Source organism: Blastococcus sp. TF02-09 (assembly GCF_003319105.1).
GTDB lineage: Bacteria > Actinomycetota > Actinomycetes > Mycobacteriales > Geodermatophilaceae > Blastococcus.
On sequence record NZ_QOHH01000026.1, the window covers coordinates 1 to 1,415 of the forward strand.

Here is a 1,415-nt window from a genome sequence, read left to right on the forward strand (position 1 = left end):
TGCGCGGGGTAGCGGTGGGTGGCCGCAGAGACCAGTGAGAAGCGACTGTTTACTAAAAACACAGGTCCGTGCGAAGTCGTAAGACGATGTATACGGACTGACGCCTGCCCGGTGCTGGAACGTTAAGGGGACGGGTTAGCTGCTTCGGTGGCGAAGCTCAGAACTCAAGCGCCAGTAAACGGCGGTGGTAACTATAACCATCCTAAGGTAGCGAAATTCCTTGTCGGGTAAGTTCCGACCTGCACGAATGGCGTAACGACTTCTCAGCTGTCTCAACCACAGGCTCGGCGAAATTGCACTACGAGTAAAGATGCTCGTTACGCGCGGCAGGACGGAAAGACCCCGGGACCTTTACTATAGCTTGATATTGGTGTTCGGTTCGGCTTGTGTAGGATAGGTGGGAGACTGTGAAGCGGGCACGCCAGTGTTCGTGGAGTCGCCGTTGAAATACCACTCTGGTCGAATTGGATGTCTAACTTCGGTCCGTGATCCGGATCAGGGACAGTGTCAGGTGGGTAGTTTAACTGGGGCGGTTGCCTCCCAAAATGTAACGGAGGCGCCCAAAGGTTCCCTCAGCCTGGTTGGCAATCAGGTGTCGAGTGCAAGTGCACAAGGGAGCTTGACTGTGAGACCGACGGGTCGAGCAGGAGCGAAAGCTGGGACTAGTGACCCGGCACCGGCATGTGGAAGCGGTGTCGCTCAACGGATAAAAGGTACCCCGGGGATAACAGGCTGATCTTCCCCAAGAGTCCATATCGACGGGATGGTTTGGCACCTCGATGTCGGCTCGTCGCATCCTGGGGCTGGAGTAGGTCCCAAGGGTTGGGCTGTTCGCCCATTAAAGCGGTACGCGAGCTGGGTTTAGAACGTCGTGAGACAGTTCGGTCCCTATCCGCCGTGCGCGTAAGAGACTTGAGAAGAGCTGTCCCTAGTACGAGAGGACCGGGACGGACGAACCTCTGGTGTGCCAGTTGTACCGCCAGGTGCACTGCTGGTTGGCTACGTTCGGCAGGGATAACCGCTGAAAGCATCTAAGCGGGAAGCTCGCTTCAAGATGAGGTCTCTCACCGGGTGAACCGGGTAAGGCCCCCGCCCAGACCAGCGGGTTGATAGGCCGGAAGTGGAAGCATCGTGAGGTGTGGAGCTGACCGGTACTAATAGGCCGAGGGCTTGACCACACACCACCTCCCGCGACCCGCGGCAAGGTGCAAGGGTCAATCACAAGATGTGTCGCGTCCACTGTGCGGTTCTGAACGCACGAACCAGACTGGTTCGAACAAGTTCACAGAGTTACGGCGGTCATGGCGAGAGGGAAACGCCCGGTCCCATTCCGAACCCGGAAGCTAAGCCTCTCAGCGCCGATGGTACTGCCCTGGAGACGGGGTGGGAGAGTAGGACGCCGCCGGACAACCATT

The 1,415-nt window shown here is 58.0% G+C and carries 2 rRNA genes; both read left to right on the plus strand.

Annotated elements, in window-relative coordinates:
• A 23S ribosomal RNA gene (locus DQ239_RS19990) occupies positions 1-1,178 on the plus strand; the annotation flags it as partial.
• Positions 1,179-1,291: 113 nt separating this feature from the next.
• Positions 1,292-1,408 (plus strand): 5S ribosomal RNA (gene rrf, locus DQ239_RS19995).
• Positions 1,409-1,415: the final 7 nt, after the last annotated feature.